This is a genomic window from Nonomuraea sp. 3-1Str, assembly GCF_031570565.1.
Lineage (GTDB): Bacteria > Actinomycetota > Actinomycetes > Streptosporangiales > Streptosporangiaceae > Nonomuraea.
The window spans coordinates 88205-110841 of sequence record NZ_JALHBK010000031.1 but is presented as its reverse complement, the minus strand read 5'-3'; the positions used below and the strand labels follow the sequence as shown (position 1 = coordinate 110841).

Sequence of the window (22637 nt, the reverse complement as noted above, 5' to 3'; positions counted from 1 at the left end):
CCCTCGTGAGCGATGGCCAGTGGTGGTTCTGCCTCAAGCACATGCGGGTCGAGCCGGAGAACGGCTGCCCCAACAAGGACCGGATGGGTCCCTACGCGAGCGAGCAGGAGGCCGCCGGCGCCCTGCAGCGCGCGGCGGACCGTAACAAGGCATGGGAAGAGGCCGACCAGGACGACGACTGAGCCGGCCGGCCCCCTCCCTCAGGGGACGACCGCGTAGGCCCGTACGGGGAAGGTGCCCATGCCCGCCACCATCGGTGGCGCGGCGTGGAACCTGAAACCCTCGTCGGGCAGCGCTTCCAGGCCCCTGAGGTGCTCCACGAGCGGTATCCCGGCCGCGAGCAGGATCGTGTGCGCGGGTCGCTCGCCGCGTGGCGGGGTGTCGTCGATGTTGAGCGAATCGATGCCGACGAGCGCCGCGCCCCGCTCGGCGAGCAGCCGCGCCGACTCCGGGGCGAGGTACGGGTGCCCGTGGAGGTAGGCGTCCGTGCCGAAGTGGCGGTCCCAGCCGGTGTGGATGAGCACGGCCCGGCCCCGCACGTCGAGGTCCGGGTCGACGGTGATCTCCCGGCTGCCGGTACCGCGCGCCCGGACCACGATCCCGGGCAGGTCGGCCAGGCTGCTCAGCGGCACCTGGGACAGGTCGGGGCCGCCGGCGTAGCGGTGGTGGGGCGTGTCGAGGTAGGTGCCGGTGTTGGCGGCCAGCGTGATCGTCCCGATGTGGAACTCGGTGCCCGGGGCGTACACCTCCCGCGACGCCTCCCGGCTCAGGTGCGTGCCGAGCACCGGGCCCGGCACCCCCGGGTAGGTGACCATGCCCTCGACGATGCGGTGACTCAACTCGACGATCACGCCGCCGCCCCGATCCGGACGAGCCTGACCAGCGCGACCGCGCCGATCACGGCCCAGACGAGGTTGAGGCCGGCCGAGGGCCAGGCGTCGTTGCGGGCGCTGTTGGCCATCAGCGCGAGCGAGCCGGTGAGGTTCACGACCTGGTACGCGGCGCCGCCGGCGGGCATGCGGCCGGCGGAGACCAGGCCGTACCCGAGCAGGAGGAGGCCCGCGCCGAGCCAGCCGGCCACCTCGAACAGGAAATCCATGCACCCATTGTCCGAATTAATTGCCATAAAGTGCAATTAAAGGTATCTACAGCGCCAAGTAAGCTCTCCTGTATGGACATCGACCCCCGGCGCCTCCGTGTCCTGCACGAGGTGGCCCGCCGCGGCGGGGTCATGCGTGCCGCCGAGGCCCTGTTCCTGACGCCCTCCGCGGTCTCCCAGCAGCTCGCCCAGCTCGAACGCGAGGTGGGCCTGGCCCTCATCGACCGCTCCCAGCGGCGCGTGTCGCTCACCCCGGCCGGCCGGGTGCTCGCCGGCTACGCCGAGCGCGTCGAGGACGAGCTGGCCGAGGCCCGGCGGGAGCTCACGCGGTTCACCGAGCGGCTGGCGGGGCCCGTGCGCATCGCCGCGTTCCCCACGGTGATCAAGCACATGCTGGTGCCCGCCCTGCGCGACCTGGCGGCCCGCCATCCGCGCATCACGCCGATCATCCACGAGGTGTACGGCCAGCCCGCCCTCCAGGAGCTGCGGCTGGGCGCCGTGGACGTCCTCATCACCGAGCGGGACATGAGCCTGCCCGTGCTGTCGCAGCCGTCACTGGCCACCCGCGCCCTCTACGTCGACGAGTACCGCATCGTGGTGCCCCCCGGCTGGACCAGCCCGCCGCGCTCCATGGCGGACCTGGCGGACGTGCCGTGGGTGGCCGGCGAGCCGGACCAGGCGTGCGGCCAGGCGCTGGACCGGCTCGCCGGGCTGCACGGCTTCGAGCCGCGCAAGGTCCACGTCATCACGGAGTTCGGCCCGGCGCTGGCGCTGGTGGCGGCCGGGCACGGGGTGGCGATCGTGCCCACCCTGGCGCTGCTCGACGTCCCGGAGGGCGAGGTCCGGGTGAGCGAGCTGCGAGAGGTGGGGGCGCGGCGGCTCGACGCCGTGACCCGGGTCAGCCGCACGCGGTCGGGCGAGCCCGATCCGGTGCAGGCGGTGGTGATCGGGGCGATCGAGGACGCCACGGCCGCGCTGGAGGCGAGCCTGAAGGCCCACCTCCAGCCGGTCTGAGCCCGCCGCATCCGTCAGGAGCGGTTACTTGTAGGTGATGTCGGACGCGGAGTAGATGCAGTTCGTGCCGTCGGCTCCGGACCCGATCTTGGTGGGCTCGCTGCCCTTGGGCACGCCCTTGTACTTGTCGCAGATGCTGGTGCTGGTGCCGTACACGGTGATCCTGCTGAACCGCGCGGTGTCGCCCCAGTTGGTGTTGATCCCGGCCAGGGCCGAGGTGCTGCGGGCGGTGACGCCGTTCATCACCACGTGGCGCTGGTAGGAGGTCGAGCAGTTGCCGCACGCCCGGTAGAGCTTGCCGGCGCTCTGGACCTGGAAGTTCCTGATGGTCACCGTGCCGGCTCCGTTGTGCTGGAAGACCTTGTCCGACGCCGACTTGGCGCCGCCGCCGTCGACCAGGTAGGTCGCCGAGGAGCTGGAGCTCAGGAACGTGGCGGCGTCCTCGCCGACGTCGTTCCACCACACGTTGCGGATGGTGCAGGAGCCCAGGCAGTGGATGCCGTCGCCGGCCGGGGCGTCGATGATGACGTTCTGGATCGTGCCGCCGTTCGCCACCTCGAACATCGGGTCCTGGCTCTCGCTCTGGCCGCCGTCGCCGATGCCGTAGTAGCTCTTCATGCCGCCGTCGAAGAAGCTGCCGACGCTCTGCGTCGCGTTCATCTTGACGCTGCCCTGGGCGGTCGGCCACGGTCCGCTGCCGTCGCCGCCTCCGCTGGTCGGCGTGACCGTGGGGGTGACCGTCGGGGTGGGGTCGGGGGAGGAGCCGTCGGCCGGCCGCAGCGTCCACTGCTTGGTGGCCACGCTGTCGCAGGAGTTCTGCTGCAGGAGGGCGTCGGCCGCGGTGGAGTTGTCCTTGACGTTGAGGCACTTGCCGCCGTTGTCGTTGACCACCCGGTAGCCGGACCCGGACGTGGTGAGCTGCCACGTCTGTGAGGCCGCCCCGGTGCAACCCTCCTGCTGGACCGCCTTGCCCGCGCTGGTGGAGGCGTCGCGGACGCCCGCGCACTTGCCGCTGTGCCGCGCCTTGAGCTGGTAGCCCCCGCCCGAGGCGGTGACCGTGAAGACCTGCCCGGCGCCGCCGGCGCAGGTGCTCTGCACGAGCTGCACGCCGTCGCCGGTGCTCTGGCCGGGCACCGCGGCGCACAGCCCGCTGCCGGCGTTGACCAGTGTGTAGTCGCCGTTGGCCGGCGCCGCCGAGGCCGGTGTGACGGACACCGCCACCAGCCCTCCGGCGGCCAGGAGCCCCGCGGCCAGCCCGACCGCCAGTCTCATGCCGAACCGTTCCTTCTCACGCACGTCGAACTCCCATCGAAGGTGAGTGCGGGCCCGCTCCGAGAGTTTCGGTAAGCGCTTTCCCTCTCGGTGCGGTCGAGTCAAGCACAGCCCGGTCGGGGTGGGAAGCGACGGCGGCCGGCCGCCCCCCGGCGACGGCGACAGGCCCGTCGCCTTCCGGCGGGACCGGTGGGTCCTCCCAGGTCAGGGCGGGCGGCGGAGGGAGAGGGGTGAGACGCTGACGCCCTGAAAGTTTCAGAGGCACGAACCCGTCAGTCGGTCACCCTGGGGCCGGTGACCTTCTCCAGCAGGCGGGCCAGCCGCTCGCGCAGCCCCGGGTTGCCGGGCAGCTCGCCGGCGGCGGCGCTCACCAGGTGCTGGGCGCCGTCGAAGGTGACCAGCCCCTCCGGCGGCACGGCGATCGCGTCGTGCGCGAGCCCCGCCACCTCCGGATGGGCGCCCTCCAGCGCGAGGATCGTCGCGCCGACACGGCGGGCGTCGTCCACCCGTTCGAGCAGCGGGACAGGGGCCTGCCCCTCCGCCACCACGAACAGCGTCTCGCCCCGGCCCGCCTGCCGCACGCGGTCGAGGCCGACCCGCAAGTGCTCGGGCGCGCCCGGCGGCGGCGACCAGCGGACGAGGGTGGGCGCGAGCTGCGGCAGGCCCGACAGCCGCGCCTCGTCGGCCAGGTGCGCCGTCAGGTGCCACGGCTCGTCCTCGGGTGTGCCCACGAGGAGCAGCCCGCCGGGGGAGCGGGTCGCCCGCAGCGCGAGGCCGAACTCGCGGGTGCGCTCCACCCATCCGGTCTCGGCGAGGAGCTCGCGGAGGAAGTCCACCGAACCAGAGTCCATCGCCCCATAGTGCATGACCGCCGCCGCCTCGTCGCCCCGTCCGCCCGGTTCGCCGCCCTGCCTGCCTGACTTCAATGCCGTTCCGCTGTCATTTCGGGCCTTGACAGGTGGTTACCGCCGGGTAACGATCGGCTCGCGGCGCCGCCGTCCCGAACAGCGATCCCCCACGGAGAGGGCCGGCACATGACCTTACGTGTCCGCGTCAGCATGTCCATGATCGTGTTATTGATCGCATCACTCGTCGCCACGCCGGCCCACGCGGCCGCGCCCGGTGACGTGGTCTCCGCCGAGCCGACCACCGTCTACCTCCTGCCCGGGAAGCTTCTCGAGGTCCCGGTCGACGCGTGGCACCTGCTCTACCACTCCACCTCCGCCACCGGGCAGATCAACACGGTGTCCGGCACGCTCCTCGTCCCCAAGGCGGCGTACGCCCTGGGGAGGCGGCCCATCGTCGGCTACGCCACCGGCACCCACGGCCTCGGCGACCAGTGCGCCCCCTCCGTCAGCATGAGCCAGGGCCGTGAGGCCGAGCTGGCGCTGGTGAGCCTGTTCCTGCTCAAGGGGTTCGCGGTGGCGATCACCGACTACGAGGGGCTCGGCACGCCGGGGCAGCACACGTACATGGTGGGCGTCTCGCAGGGCCACGCCGTGCTCGACTCCGTCAGGGCGGCGACGCGGGTGTCCGGCGCGGGCCTGTCCGACCGCGCCCCGGTCGCCGTCATGGGCTACTCGCAGGGCGGCGCGTCCGCCGGCTGGGCGGCGCAGCTCCAGCCCTCGTACGCGCCCGACCTGCGGCTCAAGGGTGTGGCGGCCGGCGGCGTCCCGGCCGACCTGCGGGCGGTGGCCGCCCACCTGGACGGCGACGCGAACTTCGGCCTGGCCGCGGCAGCCGGGGTCGGCCTCGACGCCGCCTACCCCGAGCTGGACCTCGAGGCCGACCTCAACGACCGCGGCCGGGCGCTGCTGGGCGACGCGGCCGACGACTGCGTGGGCGACCTGGACAAGCTGGCCGGGCTGAGCTTCTCCGACCTGAGCCCGGTCGACCTGCTCGACCTGCCCAAGTGGCGGGTCCGCCTCAACGAGAACCGCCTCGGCGCGGTCGCGCCGAAGGCGCCGCTGTTCCTCTACCACGCCCGGGGCGACGAGATCATCCCGCAGGCCGTCGGCGCGACGCTGCGCTCCGAGTACTGCCGGGCCGGCGCCACCGTCCGCTGGACCTCGCTGCCCGCCGGCTCCCACGTCCTGGGGGCGGTCGAGGGCGGCCCACTGGCGATCGAGTGGCTGGCGCTCCGGCTGATCGGCCTGCCCGCCACCGGCAACTGCTGACCACCCGCGACCTGCCAGGGCCCGCCCGTCCCATCCGACGGCCGGGCCCTTCGTCCCGGGTGAGCCTTTTCGTCCTGGGTGGGGCCGCGCGGGACCGGTGCGGAGGGGCTGGCATGATCGAGGGTATGACTGACGTGAGCGGGCTTTCCATCGCGATCCTGGGCGGCACGGGCGACCAGGGCAAGGGGCTGGCGCGGCGCTTCGCGCTGGCGGGGCACGAGGTGCTGATCGGCTCCCGGAGCGCCGAGCGCGCCCAGGAGGCGGCCGCCTCCATCGGCCCGAACGTCCGGGGCGCGGCGAACGCGGACGTCGCCGCCGAGGCCGGCATCGTGATCGTGGCCGTGCCGTACGAGGGGCACCGGGCGTTGCTGGAGTCGCTGCGCGGCGAGCTGGCCGGGAAGATCGTGGTCGACTGCGTGAACCCGCTCGGCTTCGACAAGCAGGGCGCCTACGCGCTGCCCGTCGAGGAGGGCAGCGCCGCGCAGCAGGCCGCCGCCGTCCTGCCGGACAGCCGCGTCGTGGCCGCCTTCCACCACGTGTCGGCCGTCGTGCTGCTGGACCCGGCCGTGGAGAAGGTGGACCTCGACGTGCTCGTCCTCGGCGACGACCGGGAGGCCACCGACCTGGTGCAGGCGCTCGCGGACCTGATCCCGGGCGTGCGCGGCGTGTACGGCGGGCGGCTGCGCAACGCGCACCAGATCGAGGCGCTGACGGCCAACCTCATCTCGGTCAACCGCCGCTACAAGGCCCACGCCGGAATCCGCATCACCGACGTCTGAGCCTTACCGGGGTGCCGGACTTCCCCGGGCGTCACAGCCAGCCGGCGTCCTCCGCGATGCGGATGGCGTCGATCTTGTTGCGGGCGCCCGTCTTCGTGATGGCGCTGGTCAGGTAGTTGCGCACCGTTCCGGCCGACAGGTGGAGACGGGCGGAGATGTCCTCGGCCGAGGCCCCGCGGGCCGCCTCCCGCAGGACCGTCGCCTCCCGGGGCGTCAGCGGGCTCTCGCCGTACTGCAGGGCCGACGCCACCAGCTCCGGGTCCAGCACCCGCAGCCCGGCGGCCGTCCTGCGGACCGCGTCCGCGAGCCGCTCGCCCGGCGCGTCCTTCACCAGGAACGCCTGGATGCCCGCCTCCAGGGCCCGCCGCACCTGGCCCGGCCGCCCCAGCGCCGTGAGCACGAGGATCCGGCACGAGGGCAGCTCGCCGCGGAGCGAGGCGGCGGCGGTGATGCCGTCGAGGACGGGCAGGTCGATGTCCACGATCGCCACGTCGGGGCGGTGCCGGAGCGCCACCGGGACGATCTCGTCGCCCCTCGTCACCTCGGCCACCACCTCGATGTCCGGCTCCAGGCGGAGCAGGGCGGTGAGGGCGGCGCGGATCATGTGCATGTCCTCGGCCAGCATCACCCGGATCACGCCGGGCCCGCTCACGCCGGGCCCGCTCACGCCGTCCCTCGCATGCCGCCCCCTCGCGGGTGCCGGTTTCTCACGCGGGTACCTCCATCGTGAGGCGGAAGCCGCCCGCGGGGGTGCGCGCGGTGAGCAGCGTCCCGCCGGCCTGCGCGGCTCGCTCCTTCAGCCCCGTCAGCCCGCCTCCGGCGAACCCGTTTCCGGCGAGCCCGCCCCCGGTGAACCCGGCGGCACCGGGCACGCCGTCGCCGGGTGCCGCCGGCGCCTCCGGTGACGCCGGGACGCCGTCGTTGGCGACCTCCAGCCGGACGGCCCCCTCCCGCAGCGACGTGCTGATCGTGCACGTGGTCGCCGCGCTGTGGCGCAGGACGTTCGTGACGGCCTCCCGCACGGCCCAGGCCAGCGCCTCCTCCGACGCCCGGGGCAGCGTGACGTCCGCCAGGTGCACCTGGCAGCCCACCCCGGCCGACTCCAGCAGCGCCGCCCCCCGGTCCGCCTCGCCCGTCAGGGACATCTCCCGGTAGCCGCGCGCCACCCGCCGTACGTCCTGGGCCGCCTCCCGCGCCACCCGCACCAGCTCGCCCACCTCGCCCCGCGCCGCGGCCGGGTCCCGCTCCATGAGCCGGCCCGCCAGGTCGCCCTTGAGCGCGATCGCCGTGAGGCTCCGGCCGAGACCGTCATGCAGGTCACGTGAGATGCGCACCCGCTCCCGCAGGACCGCCGCCTCGGCCAGCTCGGCCCTGGCCTGTTCGAGGTCGGACGTCACCCGGACCAGCCGCACCAGGGCGTAGACCATGCCGCTGGTCAGAGGCACGGTCAGCCCGTAGAAGAGGGCGACGACGGCGTTGACGGGGAGGAGCGCGGCGGTGTCGTACACCGTCATGAGGGCGACGAGCGGCCCGCCGAGACGCAGCGGCAGCATCACCAGCACCGCCGCGCCCAGCATCGGCGCCGCCACGCCGGACCAGCCGCCCGGCAGGAACGGGTCGGGCCCGTATGTGGCGACTGCCTGGACCACCAGCGTGAGCGGGAAGAGCGGCGGGCGCTCGTCGCGCAGGGCCGCTCGCATGGTGAGGTAGTACATCGCCGCCAGGACGATGATCGCCACCGTCGCCAGGAGGCCGTAGCCGGGGCTGACCGTGTAGTAGAGCAGCCCGATGAGGGTGTACACGGCGGAGACGAACGTGATCAGCACGCGGGCGAGCCGCTGGGCGGAGGAGGAGGTCATGTCCCGGCCATTATGTCCGGCTCCCGGTGATCGGCCGGCCTAGGGCCGGCGGGGTTCCCAGCGGAACCAGAGCCGGATCGCGACCAGCCCCGCGACGCCCCACACGGCCAGCAGGAGCGCCGGCCCGGCCACCGCGCCGGTCCTGACGGCGTCCACCACGGCGGTGGTGGGCAGCAGGTCCAGCACGACGCCCACCCAGGACGGCAGGACCTGGCGGATCGGGCCCATCGCCCCGGAGGCGATGCCCGACACCAGGAACACCGGCATGCAGACGGCCCCGGCCAGCTCGGCGCGCGGGATCGCGGCCGTGCACGCGGCGCCCAGCGTCGCCAGGACGAGCGCCCCGGCGACCACCGCGGCGCCGAACAGAAGGGGGTTCGCGGGATACGGCACGCCGGCGACCAGATGGACCGCCACCGCGCAGACCACGACGACGGCCACGGTCTGGGTGGCGGTGGCGGCGATCTGGCCCGCCAGGATCCGGGCGTCGGTGAGCGTCGTGGCGCGCAGCCGCTTCAGCACGAGCTGGTCGCGGCGGGCGGACAGGGCCACCGCGATGTTCATGAACGCGGTGATCGACAGCAGCAGCGCGAGCGTCCCGTCGAAGATGTCGGCGGCGGCGCTCACGCCGTCGGCCTGTACGTGCCGCATGAGCAGCGGCAGGCCGATCGCCAGGCCGGCGGGCGTGACCACGGAGCCGATCAGCAGCCCGCGGTCCTGCCAGAACAGGCGCGTGCCGAGCCGGTAGGTGGCGGCCAGGGTCATCGGGTCCTCCTGGGCAGGTCGAGGAAGAGGTCTTCGAGGGTGGCCGCGCGGACCTCCAGGCCCGGCAGGCGCAAGCCCCGCTCGGCGGCCCAGCTCAGCAGCGTCTGCGCCGCCAGGTCCGGGTCCTCGGCGCGGCAGGCCGCCTCGGCGCCCTCCACCGTCACGGGAAGCGGCAGGTCGGCGGGGTTCACGCCGGCGGGCAGCCGGAAGGACACCCGCCCGCCCCGCGCGGCGAGCGTCTCGGCCATCCCGCCGGAGGCGACGATCTCGCCCTCGTCCATGATCGCCATGGCGGACGCCAGCCGCTGCGCCTCCTCCAGGTAGTGCGTGGTCAGCAGGACCGCGGTGCCGCGCCGGGCCAGGTCGCGCACCACCTCCCAGGTCGCCGCGCGGCCCTCGGGGTCCATGCCGGTGGTCGGCTCGTCGAGGAAGAGCACATCCGGACGGCCGAGCAGGGCGAGCGCGAGGTCCAGGCGGCGCTTCTCGCCGCCCGAGAGCTGGCGCACCTTGACCCCCGCCCTGCCCGCCAGCCCGGCGAGCCGCAGCGCCTCGTCCCGGGGGCGCGGCGCGGCGGTGAAGCCGCGCCACGCGTCGACCGTCGCCGCGACCGTCAGGTCGGGGAAGAATCCCGCCTCCTGCAGCATGATCCCGGTGCGCCGGCGCACCTCCGCCCGCCGGGTGACCGGGTCGAGCCCGAGCACCCGCACCGACCCGCCGTCCGGCCGCCGGAACCCGGCCAGCACCTCCACGGTCGTGGTCTTGCCGGCGCCGTTGCGGCCGAGGAGCGCGAACACCTCACCGGCGGCCACCTCGAACGAGATGCCCCTCACCGCCTCGAACGGGCCATGGCTCTTCCTGAGCCCTTCCACGCGAATAGCCGTCATACCGGCGACTATTCCGGGGTGTTCAGGAGCGCGGCAGTGAAGAATTCACGACTTGCGCGACAACATCAGCAGCGCGTCGGCGACGGCCTCCGGCTCCACCACCTGGTGCAGGTGCGCGCCGGGGATCCTGGTCACGGGCCAGCCGCGCCGCGCCGCCTCCTCGGCCATCACGTCGTACGGCGGGCCGTACCAGAGGTACGAGCACCTGACCTCGTCCCAGCCGGCCGGGACCGGGATCGCCTCGGTGTAGTAGGCGAGCGGCAGCCGCGGCTGCTCCTCCACCACCCGGGCCCGCGTCGCCGCGTCGGGCAGCATCCCCGCGACGACGTCCTCGCTCCACCAGTCGGTCCACCGCGGCAGCATTCCGTCATCGCCGGCCAGCCCGCGCAGGAACTCCAGGTCCGCCTCCTCGGCCGCCCGCACCAGCCCCTTGCGGGGCGGCACGTGGGCGTCGGCGAGCACGCACGCCACCACCCGGTCGCCCAGCCCCTCCTTGACCACCGGGGCGAACAGGCCCGCGTTGCTGTGCGCCACCAGCACGAGCGGCGTCTCGGGAGCGGCGTCCCGCACGGTCTCCACCACTCGGGGCCAGGTCGGCGACCCGGCCCGGGCGACCCGCGTCAGGTCGGGCACCACGGCGCCGTGCCCGCGCCGCTCCAGCGCTGCGGCGACGGGCGCCCAGGTCGAGGGGCCCACGGACGGGCTGTGCACGAGTACGAAGGTCGTCGTCATGCTCCCAGGGTGACAGCGGCCGGGAGCGGCGGAGCGCGCTGTCAGCTCACAGCGCAGCCCGTACGGTCATCGTACGGGCTGCTGGAATCCGGGCTCAGACGACGAGCGGGTGGCGGTGGGCCGGGCGGCGGCTGCCGTCGTAGGCGTCCCACGCCGCCGCCAGGCCGGCGACCGCCCGCGACAGCTCGTCCGGCGGGAACAGGAAGTGCAGCCGCATGTGGTCGGCGTGGCCGCCGAGCGGGTCGAACGAGCGTCCCGGCGGCACCGCCACGCCATGCCGGAGCGCCACCTGCGCGTAGGAATCGACGTCGCCGCGCGGGATCCGGACCCAGATCGTCTGCCCGCCGTTCGCCCGCTCGAACGACCACGACGGCAGGCGCGCGGCCAGCTCCGCGCAGAGCAGCTCGTGGCCGGCCCGCAGCTCGCGCACCCGCTCGGAGCGGATCTCCGGCAGCCGCCGCAGCAGCGCCGCGGCGGCGATCTGGCTGACCACCTCGCCGCCCAGGTCGTGGACGGCGCGCAGCCGGGCCAGCCGCGACACCAGCGGGGCCGGGGCGCGCACCCAGCCGACCCGGAGGCCGCCCCACACCAGCTTGCTCAGCGAGGCGATGGTGATGACCTGCTCTCCCCGGGTGTACGAAGCCACGGGCGGCGGGGTCTCGCCCGAGAAGCACAGCTCGGCGCAGACCTCGTCGTCGATGAGCGGCACGTCGTGCTCGCCGGCCAGCCGGGCCAGCCGCCTGCGGTCACCGGTGGCCATGGTGGCGCCGGTGGGGTTGCCGGCGGTGGGGACGGTGTAGACGAGCGACGGCCGCTCCCGCAGGGCCGAGGCCAGGTCGGGCACCGCGCCCGGCACCGAGGCGTCGAAGGCGCCGAGGGCCACAGGCCGCACCACCGTGGCGGCGTGCCGGAACACCTCCAGCGCCCCCGGGTACGTGGGGGACTGGGTCAGCACGGTGTCGCCCGGCGACAGCAGCAGCCCCGCCAGCAGCGTCAGCGCCTGCTGGGCGCCCGTCGTCACCAGGATCTCGTCCGCCGTCGTGGGCAGGCCCCGGTCGCGGTAGTAGGCGGCCACGGCCTCGCGCAGCTCCGGGTTGCCGGCCGGCTGGTATCCCAGGTCGCGGACCCGGGCCAACCGCCCGATCGCCTCCTCGTACGCCTCCGCCATCGCCGCGGGCGGCCGGTCGGGCGCGGCGCAGGTGAGCAGGCTCACCCCGTCCGGGGGGTGCAGGATGTGCAGCAGGAGGGGGTTCGCGCGCACGCTGTCGGCGGTGCGGGAGGCGGGCAGCTCCAGCGGCGCCACCCGGGTGCCGCTGCCCTGCCGGCGCGTCACCCGTCCCTCCTGCTGGAGCAGGTCGTACGCCGCCACGACCGTCCCCCTGCCGACGGCCAGCCGCCGCGCGAGCGTCCGGTCCGCCGGCAGCGGCGTGCCGGGCGCCAGCACCCCGTCGTCGATGAGGGCGCGGAGCCGGCCGGCCAGCAGCAGGTACAGCGGCCCGCGACCGGACGCCCACCGGCCGAGCATGTCGACCAGGTCATCCATGCCCGCCGTGGCCCCCAGGACGGCCGTGGCCTTCGGCTCCGCCGTGGCCTTGCTCACATTGGCCCCATTCATGGACCAATTCTCTGTCATTGGATCTGACAAAAGCCACCTCTTCCGGACATCCTTGACGACATGACCGAACTCCGTCCCGAGACCCGCGTCGTCCACCTGCCGCAGCCGCCCGTCGAGCACAGCCGGCCGATCACGATGCCGATCTACCAGACGTCCGGGTTCGTCTTCGACGACCCGGCGGTGATGGCCGACGCGATGGGCCGCCCCGACGGCCCGTTCGTGTACGGCCGCTACACCAACCCCACCGTGCGCGCCCTCGAGGAGGCCGTGTCCGGCCTGGAGGGCGGCGCCGGGGCGTTCGCCACCGGGTCCGGCATGGGCGCCATCAACACCGTGCTGTTCGCCCTGCTCAAGCCCGGCGACCACGTGATCGCGCAGAAGTCCCTGTACGGCGGGACGGCGGCGATACTCAACGAGCTCGCCGCCCGCTTCCGCGTCGAGGTCACCCACGTCTCCGAGGCCGACCCGGACGCGGTCCGCCGGGCGGTGCGCCCCGAGACCAGGCTGCTGTACCTGGAGACGATCTCCAACCCGATGGTCCTCGTCGCCGACCTGCCCGGGATGTGCGCGACGGCCCGCGAGCTGGGGCTGGTCTCGGTGGTGGACAACACGTTCGCCTCGCCGGTGCTCTGCCGCCCGATCGAGCACGGCGCCGACGTCGTCGTCCACTCCACCACCAAGTACCTGTCGGGGCACACCGACGTCGTCGGCGGCCTGGCCGTCTTCCGCGACCGCGAGCTGTACGACAAGGTCTGGCACTTCTCCACCGCGCTCGGCGCCTCGGCGGACCCCTTCGCGGCGTGGCTGACGCTGCGCGGCCTGCAGACGCTGGGCCTGCGCATGGAGCGCCACTGCTCCAACACCCGCCTGCTCGCCACCCGGCTGGCCGAGCACCCCGCCGTCGCCGCCGTCCACTGGCCGGGGCTGCCGTCGCACCCGTCGTACGAGCTCGCCGGCAAGCTGCTGCCGGACTTCGGCGGCGTGTTCTCCTTCGACCTCGTGGGAGGCCGCGCGGCGGGGAAGAGGTTCATGAAGTCCGTACGGCTCGCGCTGCTGGCGCCGTCGCTGGGCGGCGTCGAGACGCTCACCATGCACCCCGCGACCACCTCGCACCGCTCGCTCAGCGCCGAGGAGCTGGCCAGGCACGGCATCGACGAGGGCACGGTACGTCTCGCGGTCGGCATCGAGCACCCGGAGGACCTCTGGGCCGACATCGAGCAGGCGTTGGCAGACTAGACCGGGACCCAGAGCGTGTGCGACGGAAGGACGGCCCCATGACGGTGACGTACGAGGACGTGACGGGCGCGGCCCGCCGCATCGCGGGGCACGTGCTGCGCACGCCGGTCCTGGAGGTGTCGCCGGGGCTGTTCTTCAAGCTGGAGCAGCTCCAGCACTCGGGGTCGTTCAAGGTACGCGGGGCGTTCAACCGGATCCTGTCCGCGGGGGAGCTGCCGCCGGCGGGCGTGATCGCGGCCAGCGGCGGCAACCACGGCCTGGCCGTGGCCCACGCGGCCCGCGCGCTCGGCGTCCGGGCCGAGATCTTCGTGCCCGAGGTGACGAACCCGGTCAAGGTGGCCGGTCTGCGGACCCTGGGCGCGGAGATCCGGCAGACCGGGGCCATCTACGCGGAGGCCGCCGAGGCCGCGGCCAAGCGCGCCGCCGAGACGGGCGCGCTCGCGGTCCACGCCTACGACCAGCCCGAGGTGATCGCCGGCCAGGGCACCGTCGGGCTGGAGCTGGCGGAGCAGGTGCCGGGGGTGGACACGATCGTCGTGGCGGTGGGCGGCGGCGGCCTGATCGCCGGCGTCACCCTCGGCGCGGGAGCCTTGAACGCAGGAGCCCCGACCGCGGGGGCCATGAACACAGGAGCCCTGACCGCGGGGTCCTTGACCACAGGGTCCCTGACCGCGGGGGCCCTGGACGTGGCGTCCTCGGACGCCGGGGCGCCCGGCGACGGGACGGCGGGGCCGCGGATCGTCGCCGTGGAGCCGGAGCTCATCCCCACCCTGCACGAGGCGCTGCGGGCCGGGAAGCCGGTGCAGGTGCCGGTGAGCGGCGTGGCGGCCGACGCCCTCGGCGCCAGCCGGATCGGCGACCTGGCCTTCGGCGTCTGCTCGCGCGCGGGCGTCCGCAGCGTGCTCGTGCCGGACGAGGCCATCGTCGCGGCCCGGCGCACGCTCTGGGAGCGCCACCGGGTGGTGGCCGAGCCCGCGGGCGCCACCGCGTACGCGGCGCTGCTGTCGGGCGCGTACACGCCGGCACCCGGCGAGCGCGTCGCCGTCGTCGTCTGCGGCTCCAACACCGACCCGGCCACCCTGACCGCGGAGTGACACCGCGGCCCCCGCGCTGACCCGGCCGCCCTGAACGCGGCGTGACACTGCGGCTCCCGCGCTGACCCGGCCGCCCTGAACGCGGCGTGACACTGCGGCTCCCACGCTGACCCGGCCACCCTGAACGCGGCGTGACCCCGCCGCGGCGGGAAGCCGCGGCGGGGACGGCGGGTCAGCGGTAGGTGTGCTCGCGGGCCGGGAAGGCGCCGGTGACGACGTCCTCGGCGAAGGCGCGGGCCGCGCGGTCGAGGTCGCCGGCCAGGTCCGCGTACGTCTTGACGAACTTCGCCGGGCGCGGCGTCAGCCCCATGAGGTCCTGCCAGACGAGCACCTGCGCGTCCGTGGCCGGCCCCGCGCCGATGCCGATCGTGGGGATCGACAGCGACGTCGTCACGCGTTCGGCCAGCTCGGCCGGCACGCACTCCAGCACCACCGCGAACGCGCCCGCCCGCTCCAGGTCCTTGGCGTCCTTCATCAGCTCCTCGCCCGACTCGCCGCGCCCCTGGACGCGGTAGCCGCCGAAGACGTTGACCGACTGCGGCGTCAGCCCGAGGTGGCCCATGACCGGGACGCCGGCGGACACCAGCGTCTCCACCTGGGGCAGCACCCGGTGTCCGCCCTCCAGCTTGACGGCGTGGGCGCCGGCCTCCTTCAGGAAGCGCGCCGCCGACTCCAGGGCCTGCGCCGGCGACGCCTGGTAGGAGCCGAAGGGCAGGTCGGCGACCACGAGCGCGCGCGAGGAGCCGCGCACGACGCCGGCCGTCAGCGGCAGCAGGTCGTCCACGGTGACGGGGACCGTGGAGTCGTAGCCGTACACGACCATGGCCGCCGAGTCGCCGACGAGCAGGACCGGCACGCCCGCCTCGTCGAACACCCGTGCCGTCATGGCGTCGTAGGCCGTGAGCATCGGCCACCGCTCGTGGCGCTCCTTGGCCGCCGCCAGGTCGCGGACGGTGACGCGGCGCCCGGTGGCGCCGCCGTACAGGGTGGTGGGAGGGGGTGGGGGCAGGGTGGAAGAAGACATGTCGAACGCTCCAGAAAGGTCTCGAGGCGCCCCAGCGGCGTACCCGGACCCTTCGATGATGCCATCCGCGAAAACCTGTGGCGAGACTGTCGGTGCCGCTTGCCACAATGGGTGCGGAGGTAAGCAATCACCATGGCTCTCGAACCTTACCGGCGTCTGCTGCGGCTGCCCGGCGTTCCCGTCCTGCTCCTCGTAGGACTGCTGGCCCGCGTGCCGTCGACCGCGACGGGCATGGCGCTGACGCTGCACGTGGTCGAGAGCATGAAACTCGGCTTCGGGCAGGCCGGGCTGGTCACCATGGCCAGCACGGTCGGCATGGCGGTCGGCTCGCCGCTGTCCGGCAGGCTCGTGGACAAGCATGGGCTGCGCCCGGTGCTGGCCGTCACGACGGGGGCGCAGGCCGCGTTCTGGGCGTGCGCGTGGGCGCTGCCGTTCCCTGCGCTGGTGGCCGCGGCGGCGCTCGCGGGCCTGCTGGCGCTGCCGGTGTTCAGCGTGATCAGGCAGTGCCTGGCGGCCATGGTGCCGCTGGAGCAGCGCCGCATGGGCTTCTCGCTCGACTCGATGATCGTCGAGCTGTCGTACATGACGGGTCCCGCGCTGGCCGTGGCCGGCGTCACCACGCTGGGCAGCGGCCCCACCATGGCGATCATCGCGGGTGGCATGACGGCCGCCGGCCTGGGGCTGATCGCGCTGAATCCGCCGACCCGCTCGGCCGAGGAGCTCGCGAGGCCGGAGGCCCGCGTGCCGCGCCGGCGGTGGCTCACGCCCGGCCTGGTCGCGCTGCTCGGCACCGCCGCCGCGGCCACGTTCGTGCTGACGGCGAGCGAGCTGGCCCTGGTCGGCACCATGAAGAACGCCGGGGAGACGGCGTGGGTTGGCCTCGCCGTCGCCCTGTGGTGCGTCTACTCGCTGGTGGGCGGGTTCGTGTACGGCGGGCTGAGCCGGGGGTTCTCGCCCCTGGTGCTCATCGCGCTGATGGGGCTGCTGACCGCGCCCGTGGGCCTGGCCGGGGCCGACTGGCGCTGGCTGGTGCTGGCGCTGCTGCCCGCCGGCCTGCTGTGCGCGCCGTCGCTGTCGTCCACGGTCGAGGCCGTGAGCGGGCGGGTGCCCGCCGGGGCGCGGGGTGAGGCGATGGGCCTGCACGGCACCGCCCTGCTGGTCGGCGGGGCGGTGTCCGCGCCCGTCGCCGGCGCGATCATCGACGCGCACGGCCCGGCCTGGGCCTTCGCCGTGGCCGGCATGGTGTGCGTGGCCATGGTGGCCGTCGCGGTGCCGTTCTGGCGCGGGCGCGCGGTGAGCGCCGCGTCGGCCGTCGCGGAGGAGCCGGCGGCCGTCTCCACGCGCTGACGGGACGGCTGCTGTTCGGGTGCCGTTCACGAGCTCGACCGAACCAGTTTCGAAACGACACCGTCGCGTATCGGAATATCATGCGATACGGTGGCGTTGCGAAACTTTGACGTATCGAAATGAGGAGTTCGCATGGAAACCCACGCAGGCCATCCGCGCCGGTGGACGATCCTCGGTGTGCTGGTCTTCAGCCTGCTGGCGGTCGTGCTCGACAACACCATTCTCAACGTGGCGATGAAGACCATCGCCGACCCCGTCCACGGTCTGGGCGCGACGCAGAGCGAGCTGGAGTGGGCGATCAACTCGTACACCCTGGTGTTCGCCGGACTGCTGTTCACCTTCGGCGTGATCGGTGACCGCACCGGCCGCAAGCGGATGCTCTTCGTCGGCATGCTGCTGTTCGGCCTGTCCTCACTGGCCAGTGCCTACTCCCAGGATCCCACCCAGCTGATCCTGGCCCGTGCGGCGATGGGCATCGGCGGCGCGGCCATCATGCCGGCCACCCTGGCCATCATCTCCAACGTCTTCCCGCCCGCCGAGCGCGGCAAGGCGATCGGCATCTGGGCGGGCGGCGTCGGGCTGGCCGTGGCCATCGGCCCGATCACCGGCGGCCTGCTGATCGAGAAGTTCTGGTGGGGCTCGGTCTTCCTCGTCAACGTGCCGATCGTGATCATCAGCATGATCCTCATCGGCGTCATCGTGCCCGAGTCGCGTGACCCCAAGCCGTCCAAGCTCGACCCGGTCGGCGTGCTGCTGTCCATCATCGGTCTCGTCGCGGTCGTCTACGGCATCATCCGCGGCGGCGAGCTGGCCACCGTCACCGACCCGGCCGTCTACCTCCCCGCCCTGGGCGGCGTCGCGGTGCTCGCCGTGTTCGCCTGGTGGGAACGGCGCATCGACAACCCCGTCTTCGACGTCCGCAACTTCGGCAACGTCCGCTTCAGCTCGGCCATCGGCATGATGGGCATCGTCTTCTTCGCGATGATGGGCGGGATGTTCTTCCTGACCTTCTACCTGCAGATCGTGCTCGGCTTCAGCCCGGTCCAGGCGGGAGCGCTCATGATCCCGTTCGCGGCGGCGCAGCTCATCTTCGCCCCGCTCAGCCAGCGCGTGAACCAGCGCTTCGGCGGCAAGCTCGCCTCCGGCGTCAGCATGGCCGTGATCACTCTGGTCCTGGTGAGCTACGCGTTCCTCGACCAGAACACGCCCATCCTGCTCATCGAGGTGATTTTCTTCATCCAGGGCGCCGCGATGGCCAACATCATGCCGCCCGCCACCACCGCCATCATGGAGTCGCTGCCCAGGGAGAAGGCCGGCGTCGGCTCGGCCATGAGCAACACCGTCCGCCAGGTGGCCGGCGCGCTCGGCGTGGCCGTCCTCGGCTCGGTGCTGTCCTCCAGCTACCGCGGCGAGATCGCCCCGCACCTGACCGGCCTGCCCGAGGCCGTGCGGCACGCCGCCGGTGAGTCCCTCATGGCGACGGACGCCGTCTCCCACGCGCTCGGCGCCCGCGGCCAGGGCCTGATGGAGCCGGCCTACGACGCCTTCATCCACGGCATGCACATCACCGCCCTGGTGTCGGCGGCCATCGCGCTGCTCGGCGTCGCCGTGGTCGCGAAGTGGATGCCCGGCAAGCCCGCCCCCGTGCAGCAGGCGGAGGCGAAGGAACCAGCGGTAGTGTGAGGCCGCGATGACGATGCAGGAGATGGCGCAGGGAATGGCGGCGGCCGCCCGTCCGGCGGGCCGCCCCCGCAGCGAGAAGGCCGAGAAGGCGATCGTCGAGGCGACCCTCGACCTGATCGCGGAGGGCATGGGCGTGGCCGAGCTGTCCATCGAGGCGATCGCCTCACGGGCCGGAGTCGGCAAGACGACCATCTACCGGCGCTGGTCCAACAAGGAGGACCTGGTCGTCGACGCCCTCGCCACCCTCAAGGCCCCACCGCCGCCGGTCGCGGGCGTCTCGGTCCACGACGACCTGGTGACCCTCCTGTCGGCCATGCAGGACGAGAAGCGCAAGTCCCGCACCCGCTGCATCATCAACATCGCCATGAGCGACGCCGACCGCTACCCGCGGCTCATGGAACGGTTCGTGAAGATCGCCATCGAGCCGCGCAGGCAGGCGGTGCGCGACGTGGTCCAGCGTGGCATCGACTCCGGCGAGCTCAGGCCCGACGTCGACGTGGAGGTGGCGCTCGCGACCCTGTCGGGCGCCATGCTCTGGCACACCAAGTGGGGCAACGGCGACGTCACCGACGACTTTTCCACCCGGGTCGTCGACCAGGTCCTGAGCGGCCTGACCAGCCGCTGACCGCCTTTCCCTCCCTGTCACGGCCGTCCCGGCTCCCGCCCGGGGCGGCCGTCACCGTTGAGGGCCGGCGCCCCGGCGGACGGCCGTACCGCGACCCGGCCTGGCCGGCGGGCCTGGCCTTCGACGCCTTCCGCAAGCGGCTCACCACGGCCACCTGCCGCCGCAGGAGTGTCGCGACGGCGTCCGCCTGTCAGCGGATGCGCACGTTCCACCGCTCCTCGCTGACCTGCTTGAGCACGGTCCGGACGAGCAGAACGCCCATCCCGGCGACGACCAGCAGCCCGATGGTGAGAATGAGAATGAAGCCGATGTTCATGAGATCCCCCAGTTCTTCTCGTTACCGGTCCTTCGGCGGAAACCGGGCATCGGTTGCCTTGCGGAGCGGTGAGCTTCTGGAGGAGGGGAGGCCGGTCATGAGGAAGGCCCGGGAGCTGGAGCACCAGAAGGCCCCAGGGGCCTCCTTGGATTCGAACCAAGGGAGAAGGAAGCTCCCGGATGGCCTCATGACCGGAGTGCGAGGAGAGCGGGATGGCTGGAATCAAAGGAAAGTTGAGAAGGAAGCCCTCCCATGGCCTCGCCGGCAGAACCGTATCAGGCGGGGACGATCTCGTGCAGTGTCCCCGGTGTGTACACCCGCGACCCCGGCGGCAGCCCGGCCGGCGCCTCCAGCCCGATGTAGGTGGTGTGCCCGGTGGAGGACGCCTTGCCGCGCAGCAGCCCCGCAAGGTAGCGGACGTTCAGGTAGTCGCGTTCCACGATCGAGCGCACCAGCAGGGACGTGCTCACCCGGTTGCCCTCCACCTGGTTGAAGCCGGGATGCCCCTTCAGGTAGAGGTGCAGCCACTTCACCCGCCATCCGCCGTCGTCGCAGCGCAGGAAGACGAGCGGCAGGGCGACCCGGCCGGAGCCGCGCAGGTCGGACTTCATCCGCACGGTACGCGGCTCGAAGGGCCTGCCCTGCTGCTCGGCGTCCCTGGTCATGTACCCGAAGAACGCCTCGGCGGCCTGGTCGAACGGCTCCCCGGCGAAGATGTCGACCTGGGGGATGACGATCGGCCGGATCGCGTCGGTGAGACGGATGTCGATGAACTCCGACGCCCCGGCGGGTGCCTCGGTGAGGTCGCCGGAGTACTCGGCGAAGCCGTTGGAGTAGTTCGTCCATGACACGTGCGTCGGACTGCCGTAGGAGGCGTCGAGCATGAGCGCGGACAGGTCGTAGTCGGTGCGCCGCGCGGCCTCGCGCCAGTGGACGAAGAACCGCAGCAGCTCGCCGTCCACCACCGAGAGCGAGCCGCGGGGCAGCATGCCGAGACCGGGCGAGACGGCCTTGCCGGACAGCGGCAGGGCGACGTCGAGCATGGCGGGATCGACCACCAGCTCGCCCGGGTCGGGCAGGCGGCGGGTGATCTCCTCGTCCAGGACGGCCAGGGCCCGCGCCAGGACCTCCTGGTCGAGCGGCGGACGGGAGTCGGGCGCCGTCGTCCACGCCCTGCCGTACCGGTTGACGAAGGTGCGGCCGGCGGCGGGGGAGAGCCGGTTCTGCAGGTGCTCGCGCAGGGACAGCAGGACGCGGCCGGACGCGCCCGCCGCCGCCCGCTCCGCGGCGTCCAGCACGGCCGCCGCGGACGGGGCGGTCCGCAGCAGGTGGTCCAGGCGGCGCAGCAGCGCGCCGGGCGCGTTCTCCAGGAGCCGGACGGCTTCGGCGGTACGGCCCGCCGACAGGGCGGCCTCCACCCGGCTGTCGAACCCGGCGGCCTCCCGCGTGCCCCTCGCCACCTCGAAGACGCCCGCGGCACCCGGGAACTGCGGGTACTCGTGGGGGTGCAGCCGCTCGCCGAGCCGCTTCCACTGCTCCCTGTGGCGCGGCACGTCGCCGAGCCTGGCGGGGGAGGCGACCGTGTCCAGGGCCTGCAGCAGGGCACGGCGCTCGGCGCGGCGGAACGAGCGGAACCTCGTTGGCACGGCCAGCGTGACGTCACCGCCGGAGCAGGCGCAGGCGAGCCGCAGCACGTCGGTCACCGTGTCGACGAGCAGGGGCAGGCCGGCCGCCAGCCGCGACTCGTTGACGACGGCGCGGTTCTCGCGCACCGGGATGCGCTCCGGCTGGTCGTCCTGGCCGACGCAGAACGCGGCCAGCCGGCGCAGCGCCGCCAGGTCCTCGGCGGCCAGGGGCGTCTCCGAGCCGGCCAGCGACAGGTAGAGCTCGCGCGCCTCCGACTCCAGGCTCCCGCCCAGCTCCAGTACGGTAACCCGGTCCCCGGCCGCCCGGACCAGCTCGGCGTGCGCGGCCAGCAGGTCGGCGTAGGTGTGCGGGTAGCGGCCGTAACCCGGCAGGGACAGCAGGTTCAGCGTCGGCGCCTCGACCCGCGCGGCGGCGACCGGGTCGAGCAGGGCCTCGTGCGGCAGCCCCGCCCAGCACTCCAGGATGTCGGGCACGTTCGCCGGGAAGTCGATGAAGTAGGCGTTGTGCTCGACGTGGTCGCCCACCAGGCGGCGGACGGCGTCCAGGACCCGTACGCCGAGGTCCAGCACGCTCTGGCCGCGCAGTCCCGACAGGCGTTCCAGCAGCGCCGGCGAGCACGTGAAGCCGGCGCTCAGCAGCGCGGCGTCGAGCTGGCGGGCGGCCGTCCCGCCCCAGTCGGCCGGCTCGGCGGCGGGGGCGTCGACGGGGACTCGTAACCGCCTGGCGATGACGAGGCTCTCCAGAGTGTCCACGAACGCACCATATAGCCGGCCTACACCCGCATGCTGGGGGTTTCCAGACGGACGATCATCGGCCCGGTCCGCGTGCCCGCCCTCGTCCGAGAGACCTGGCGTACCTATCCGGCGGTCGATCGCGGGGCGCACTCCTGTCCATCGTGACGGATTCGGCCCACGACCGCCTCCGCGTACGGTCGTGGCACTTACCCCCACATGAGGAGTCCCCATGAACATCGTGACCGTGGAGCCGGTGGGCGTCGTCGTCGGCGGGCGCGCCGAGGCGTTCGACGACGACTGGAACACCGAGGAGGCGCTGATCCGCCTCGACGGGACCCGCTTCGCGCCGGACTCCCTGGCCGGCCTGGACGCGTTCTCGCATCTGGAGGTGGTGTTCCAGTTCCACCTCGTGGATCCGGCCTCGGTCCACACCACGGCCCGCCGCCCCCGCGGCAATCCGGACTGGCCCGCGGTGGGCATCTTCGCGCAGCGCGCCAAGAACCGCCCGAACCGGCTGGGCGTCTCCCGCTGCCGCCTGCTCGCCGTCGACGGTCTCGACGTCCGCGTACGGGGCCTGGACGCCGTGGACGGCAGTCCGGTCCTCGACCTCAAGCCGTACATGGCCGAGTTCGGCCCGCACGGTGAGGTCGTCCAGCCGGCCTGGGCGACCGAGCTGATGCGCGCCTACTACTGACGGTCCCCGGCGGTCCCCCGCGAGGGCCTTGGGCCGAGGCG

23 protein-coding genes are annotated in these 22637 nt (G+C 73.4%); 10 read left to right on the top strand and 13 right to left on the bottom strand.

What is annotated here, in order from left to right:
* The first annotated feature begins 5 nt into the window (after nt 1-5).
* Nucleotides 6-182, top strand: coding sequence for a hypothetical protein (locus tag MTP10_RS35175; protein WP_310715235.1), 177 nt, complete (start codon nt 6-8; stop codon nt 180-182).
* Nucleotides 183-200: 18 nt separating this feature from the next.
* Here MTP10_RS35175 and MTP10_RS35170 read toward each other — a convergent pair whose 3' ends face one another.
* On the bottom strand, nt 201-851 hold the full coding sequence (locus MTP10_RS35170) for a cyclase family protein (protein ID WP_310715233.1): 651 nt from the start codon (nt 849-851) through the stop codon (nt 201-203).
* Nucleotides 848-1099, bottom strand: a complete 252-nt coding sequence (locus MTP10_RS35165; RefSeq protein ID WP_310715231.1) for a hypothetical protein — start codon at nt 1097-1099, stop codon at nt 848-850. Before MTP10_RS35165 ends, MTP10_RS35170 begins: the two co-directional genes overlap by 4 nt.
* A 72-nt stretch (nt 1100-1171) precedes the next feature.
* Between MTP10_RS35165 and MTP10_RS35160 the strand changes: the two genes are divergently transcribed.
* Nucleotides 1172-2113, top strand: a complete 942-nt coding sequence (locus MTP10_RS35160) for a LysR family transcriptional regulator (protein ID WP_310715229.1) — start codon at nt 1172-1174, stop codon at nt 2111-2113.
* A gap of 24 nt (nt 2114-2137) precedes the next feature.
* Here the strand turns inward: MTP10_RS35160 and MTP10_RS35155 are convergent, their stop codons facing one another.
* Both MTP10_RS35155 and MTP10_RS35150 read right to left on the bottom strand, forming a co-directional pair.
* Nucleotides 2138-3409, bottom strand: coding sequence for a pectate lyase (locus MTP10_RS35155; RefSeq protein ID WP_310715228.1), 1272 nt, complete (start codon nt 3407-3409; stop codon nt 2138-2140).
* A gap of 248 nt (nt 3410-3657) precedes the next feature.
* The gene (locus MTP10_RS35150) at nt 3658-4236 is read right to left on the bottom strand and encodes a hypothetical protein (RefSeq protein ID WP_310715225.1); all 579 of its coding nucleotides are present in this window, start codon (nt 4234-4236) and stop codon (nt 3658-3660) included.
* Nucleotides 4237-4419: 183 nt separating this feature from the next.
* Between MTP10_RS35150 and MTP10_RS35145 the strand changes: the two genes are divergently transcribed.
* Together MTP10_RS35145 and npdG are read left to right on the top strand one after the other, a co-directional pair.
* A complete protein-coding gene (locus tag MTP10_RS35145; protein ID WP_310715223.1) occupies nt 4420-5562 on the top strand; it encodes a lipase family protein in 1143 nt (380 codons plus the stop codon).
* A 125-nt stretch (nt 5563-5687) separates the two neighbouring features.
* A complete protein-coding gene (gene npdG, locus MTP10_RS35140; protein WP_310715221.1) occupies nt 5688-6341 on the top strand; it encodes an NADPH-dependent F420 reductase in 654 nt (217 codons plus the stop codon).
* Between the two features lie 31 nt (nt 6342-6372).
* Here npdG and MTP10_RS35135 read toward each other — a convergent pair whose 3' ends face one another.
* The 6 genes from MTP10_RS35135 to MTP10_RS35110 form a co-directional block, all read right to left on the bottom strand.
* A complete protein-coding gene (locus MTP10_RS35135; RefSeq protein WP_310715252.1) occupies nt 6373-6978 on the bottom strand; it encodes a response regulator transcription factor in 606 nt (201 codons plus the stop codon).
* 70 nt (nt 6979-7048) lie between these two features.
* A complete protein-coding gene (locus tag MTP10_RS35130) occupies nt 7049-8200 on the bottom strand; it encodes a sensor histidine kinase (protein ID WP_310715219.1) in 1152 nt (383 codons plus the stop codon).
* 39 nt (nt 8201-8239) lie between these two features.
* The gene (locus tag MTP10_RS35125) at nt 8240-8965 is read right to left on the bottom strand and encodes an ABC transporter permease (protein ID WP_310715216.1); all 726 of its coding nucleotides are present in this window, start codon (nt 8963-8965) and stop codon (nt 8240-8242) included.
* Nucleotides 8962-9849: an ABC transporter ATP-binding protein gene (locus MTP10_RS35120; protein WP_310715214.1), complete on the bottom strand. Its 888-nt coding sequence runs from the start codon at nt 9847-9849 to the stop codon at nt 8962-8964. The genes MTP10_RS35125 and MTP10_RS35120 overlap by 4 nt, the downstream gene beginning before the upstream one ends.
* Nucleotides 9850-9894: 45 nt before the next feature.
* Nucleotides 9895-10581, bottom strand: coding sequence for an alpha/beta hydrolase (locus MTP10_RS35115; protein WP_310715212.1), 687 nt, complete (start codon nt 10579-10581; stop codon nt 9895-9897).
* 94 nt (nt 10582-10675) lie between these two features.
* Nucleotides 10676-12196 carry a PLP-dependent aminotransferase family protein gene (locus MTP10_RS35110; RefSeq protein ID WP_310715210.1) on the bottom strand — a complete coding sequence of 507 codons (1521 nt, stop codon included), beginning with the start codon at nt 12194-12196 and terminating at the stop codon, nt 10676-10678.
* A gap of 60 nt (nt 12197-12256) precedes the next feature.
* On the opposite strand from MTP10_RS35110, the gene MTP10_RS35105 reads away from it, so the two are divergent.
* Nucleotides 12257-13432, top strand: coding sequence for an aminotransferase class I/II-fold pyridoxal phosphate-dependent enzyme (locus tag MTP10_RS35105; protein WP_310715209.1), 1176 nt, complete (start codon nt 12257-12259; stop codon nt 13430-13432).
* A 38-nt stretch (nt 13433-13470) separates the two neighbouring features.
* Entirely contained in the window at nt 13471-14526 is a 1056-nt protein-coding gene (locus tag MTP10_RS35100) for a threonine/serine dehydratase (RefSeq protein ID WP_310715207.1), read from the top strand.
* Between the two features lie 172 nt (nt 14527-14698).
* Here MTP10_RS35100 and panB read toward each other — a convergent pair whose 3' ends face one another.
* On the bottom strand, nt 14699-15550 hold the full coding sequence (gene panB / locus MTP10_RS35095) for a 3-methyl-2-oxobutanoate hydroxymethyltransferase (protein ID WP_310715206.1): 852 nt from the start codon (nt 15548-15550) through the stop codon (nt 14699-14701).
* A gap of 132 nt (nt 15551-15682) precedes the next feature.
* Here panB and MTP10_RS35090 point away from each other — a divergent pair, with 132 nt between their 5' ends.
* From MTP10_RS35090 to MTP10_RS35080, 3 genes are all read left to right on the top strand, one after another.
* A complete protein-coding gene (locus MTP10_RS35090) occupies nt 15683-16897 on the top strand; it encodes an MFS transporter (RefSeq protein WP_310715203.1) in 1215 nt (404 codons plus the stop codon).
* A gap of 132 nt (nt 16898-17029) precedes the next feature.
* Nucleotides 17030-18580, top strand: a complete 1551-nt coding sequence (locus tag MTP10_RS35085; RefSeq protein ID WP_310715201.1) for an MFS transporter — start codon at nt 17030-17032, stop codon at nt 18578-18580.
* A 7-nt stretch (nt 18581-18587) separates the two neighbouring features.
* Entirely contained in the window at nt 18588-19205 is a 618-nt protein-coding gene (locus tag MTP10_RS35080; protein ID WP_310715200.1) for a TetR/AcrR family transcriptional regulator, read from the top strand.
* Nucleotides 19206-19395: 190 nt separating this feature from the next.
* Here MTP10_RS35080 and MTP10_RS35075 read toward each other — a convergent pair whose 3' ends face one another.
* Nucleotides 19396-19521, bottom strand: coding sequence for a hypothetical protein (locus MTP10_RS35075; RefSeq protein WP_310715198.1), 126 nt, complete (start codon nt 19519-19521; stop codon nt 19396-19398).
* Between the two features lie 275 nt (nt 19522-19796).
* Nucleotides 19797-21920 carry a hypothetical protein gene (locus MTP10_RS35070; RefSeq protein WP_310715197.1) on the bottom strand — a complete coding sequence of 708 codons (2124 nt, stop codon included), beginning with the start codon at nt 21918-21920 and terminating at the stop codon, nt 19797-19799.
* Between the two features lie 211 nt (nt 21921-22131).
* Between MTP10_RS35070 and MTP10_RS35065 the strand changes: the two genes are divergently transcribed.
* Nucleotides 22132-22596 (top strand): SAM-dependent methyltransferase, encoded by a 465-nt coding sequence (locus tag MTP10_RS35065; RefSeq protein WP_310715196.1) that lies wholly within the window; start codon nt 22132-22134, stop codon nt 22594-22596.
* Nucleotides 22597-22637 lie beyond the last annotated feature (41 nt).

What these genes read in the sequence shown, in the direction of transcription:
- MTP10_RS35165 (WP_310715231.1), bottom strand. Translation starts at nt 1,099, where the DNA reads ATGGATTTCCTGTTCGAGGTGGCCGGCTGGCTCGGCGCGGGCCTCCTC.
- MTP10_RS35160 (WP_310715229.1), top strand. Translation starts at nt 1,172, where the DNA reads ATGGACATCGACCCCCGGCGCCTCCGTGTCCTGCACGAGGTGGCCCGC.
- MTP10_RS35150 (WP_310715225.1), bottom strand. Translation starts at nt 4,236, where the DNA reads ATGGACTCTGGTTCGGTGGACTTCCTCCGCGAGCTCCTCGCCGAGACC.
- MTP10_RS35145 (WP_310715223.1), top strand. Translation starts at nt 4,420, where the DNA reads ATGACCTTACGTGTCCGCGTCAGCATGTCCATGATCGTGTTATTGATC.
- npdG (WP_310715221.1), top strand. Translation starts at nt 5,688, where the DNA reads ATGACTGACGTGAGCGGGCTTTCCATCGCGATCCTGGGCGGCACGGGC.
- MTP10_RS35130 (WP_310715219.1), bottom strand. Translation starts at nt 8,200, where the DNA reads ATGACCTCCTCCTCCGCCCAGCGGCTCGCCCGCGTGCTGATCACGTTC.
- MTP10_RS35125 (WP_310715216.1), bottom strand. Translation starts at nt 8,965, where the DNA reads ATGACCCTGGCCGCCACCTACCGGCTCGGCACGCGCCTGTTCTGGCAG.
- MTP10_RS35120 (WP_310715214.1), bottom strand. Translation starts at nt 9,849, where the DNA reads ATGACGGCTATTCGCGTGGAAGGGCTCAGGAAGAGCCATGGCCCGTTC.
- MTP10_RS35115 (WP_310715212.1), bottom strand. Translation starts at nt 10,581, where the DNA reads ATGACGACGACCTTCGTACTCGTGCACAGCCCGTCCGTGGGCCCCTCG.
- MTP10_RS35110 (WP_310715210.1), bottom strand. Translation starts at nt 12,196, where the DNA reads ATGAATGGGGCCAATGTGAGCAAGGCCACGGCGGAGCCGAAGGCCACG.
- MTP10_RS35105 (WP_310715209.1), top strand. Translation starts at nt 12,257, where the DNA reads ATGACCGAACTCCGTCCCGAGACCCGCGTCGTCCACCTGCCGCAGCCG.
- MTP10_RS35100 (WP_310715207.1), top strand. Translation starts at nt 13,471, where the DNA reads ATGACGGTGACGTACGAGGACGTGACGGGCGCGGCCCGCCGCATCGCG.
- panB (WP_310715206.1), bottom strand. Translation starts at nt 15,550, where the DNA reads ATGTCTTCTTCCACCCTGCCCCCACCCCCTCCCACCACCCTGTACGGC.
- MTP10_RS35090 (WP_310715203.1), top strand. Translation starts at nt 15,683, where the DNA reads ATGGCTCTCGAACCTTACCGGCGTCTGCTGCGGCTGCCCGGCGTTCCC.
- MTP10_RS35085 (WP_310715201.1), top strand. Translation starts at nt 17,030, where the DNA reads ATGGAAACCCACGCAGGCCATCCGCGCCGGTGGACGATCCTCGGTGTG.
- MTP10_RS35080 (WP_310715200.1), top strand. Translation starts at nt 18,588, where the DNA reads ATGACGATGCAGGAGATGGCGCAGGGAATGGCGGCGGCCGCCCGTCCG.
- MTP10_RS35075 (WP_310715198.1), bottom strand. Translation starts at nt 19,521, where the DNA reads ATGAACATCGGCTTCATTCTCATTCTCACCATCGGGCTGCTGGTCGTC.
- MTP10_RS35065 (WP_310715196.1), top strand. Translation starts at nt 22,132, where the DNA reads ATGAACATCGTGACCGTGGAGCCGGTGGGCGTCGTCGTCGGCGGGCGC.